Source organism: Planomicrobium sp. MB-3u-38 (genome assembly GCF_002836425.1).
Taxonomy (GTDB): Bacteria; Bacillota; Bacilli; order Bacillales_A; family Planococcaceae; genus Planococcus; species Planococcus okeanokoites.
In genome coordinates this window covers 1-869 of the sequence record NZ_PJBO01000019.1, presented here as the reverse complement: position 1 = coordinate 869, position 869 = coordinate 1, and the positions used below count along the sequence as shown (strand labels likewise).

Annotated in this window: 9 tRNA genes; all 9 read right to left on the bottom strand. The window is 52.9% G+C overall.

Features of this window, described 5'->3' with window-relative positions:
• Nucleotides 1–6: 6 nt before the first annotated feature.
• Nucleotides 7–82, bottom strand: a tRNA-Ala gene (locus CXF70_RS06690).
• Nucleotides 83–89: 7 nt separating this feature from the next.
• Nucleotides 90–166: transfer RNA gene (locus CXF70_RS06685), tRNA-Pro, on the bottom strand.
• A 27-nt stretch (nt 167–193) separates the two neighbouring features.
• Nucleotides 194–270 (bottom strand) — tRNA-Arg (locus CXF70_RS06680).
• Between the two features lie 34 nt (nt 271–304).
• Nucleotides 305–393 (bottom strand) — tRNA-Leu (locus CXF70_RS06675).
• Nucleotides 394–420: 27 nt separating this feature from the next.
• Nucleotides 421–495: transfer RNA gene (locus tag CXF70_RS06670), tRNA-Gly, on the bottom strand.
• 6 nt (nt 496–501) lie between these two features.
• A tRNA-Leu gene (locus tag CXF70_RS06665) sits at nt 502–586 on the bottom strand.
• A 22-nt stretch (nt 587–608) separates the two neighbouring features.
• Nucleotides 609–684, bottom strand: a tRNA-Lys gene (locus CXF70_RS06660).
• A 10-nt stretch (nt 685–694) separates the two neighbouring features.
• Nucleotides 695–770, bottom strand: a tRNA-Thr gene (locus CXF70_RS06655).
• Between the two features lie 14 nt (nt 771–784).
• Nucleotides 785–860, bottom strand: a tRNA-Val gene (locus CXF70_RS06650).
• Nucleotides 861–869 lie beyond the last annotated feature (9 nt).

Below are 869 nucleotides of genomic sequence, written 5' to 3'. Positions count from 1 at the left end.
TAAAAATGGTGGAGCCTAGCGGGATCGAACCGCTGACCTCCTGCGTGCAAGGCAGGCGCTCTCCCAGCTGAGCTAAGGCCCCGTGAAAATGGTCGGGAAGACAGGATTCGAACCTGCGACCCCTTGGTCCCAAACCAAGTGCTCTACCAAGCTGAGCTACTTCCCGGACTATCAATGCTGGATGTAAAAAATATGGCGCGCCCGAGAGGACTCGAACCTCTAACCGCTTGATTCGTAGTCAAGTACTCTATCCAATTGAGCTACGGGCGCTTGTTATGGTGCTGCTGTTTTTTTGTCAAACAAATGGTGCCGAGGACCGGAATCGAACCGGTACGGTAGTCACCTACCGCAGGATTTTAAGTCCTGTGCGTCTGCCAGTTCCGCCACCCCGGCTTAGGGTCGGCTTGTCTGCAAAAAAAATGGAGCGGAAGACGGGGGTCGAACCCGCGACCTCCACCTTGGCAAGGTGGCGTTCTACCACTGAACTACTTCCGCAAAAAATGGTGCGGGTGAAGGGAGTCGAACCCCCACGCCCGAAGGCGCTAGATCCTAAGTCTAGTGCGTCTGCCAGTTCCGCCACACCCGCGTGGCAAATATGAAATTAAAAATGGTGAGCCATGAAGGATTCGAACCTTCGACCCTCTGATTAAAAGTCAGATGCTCTACCAACTGAGCTAATGGCTCATGCAATGAGTGGTGCCGGAGAAAGGACTTGAACCCTCAACCTACTGATTACAAGTCAGTTGCTCTACCAGTTGAGCTACTCCGGCGAAAGAGAAATAAATGGTGGAGGATGACGGGATCGAACCGCCGACCCTCTGCTTGTAAGGCAGATGCTCTCCCAGCTGAGCTAATCCTCCAATATGTAT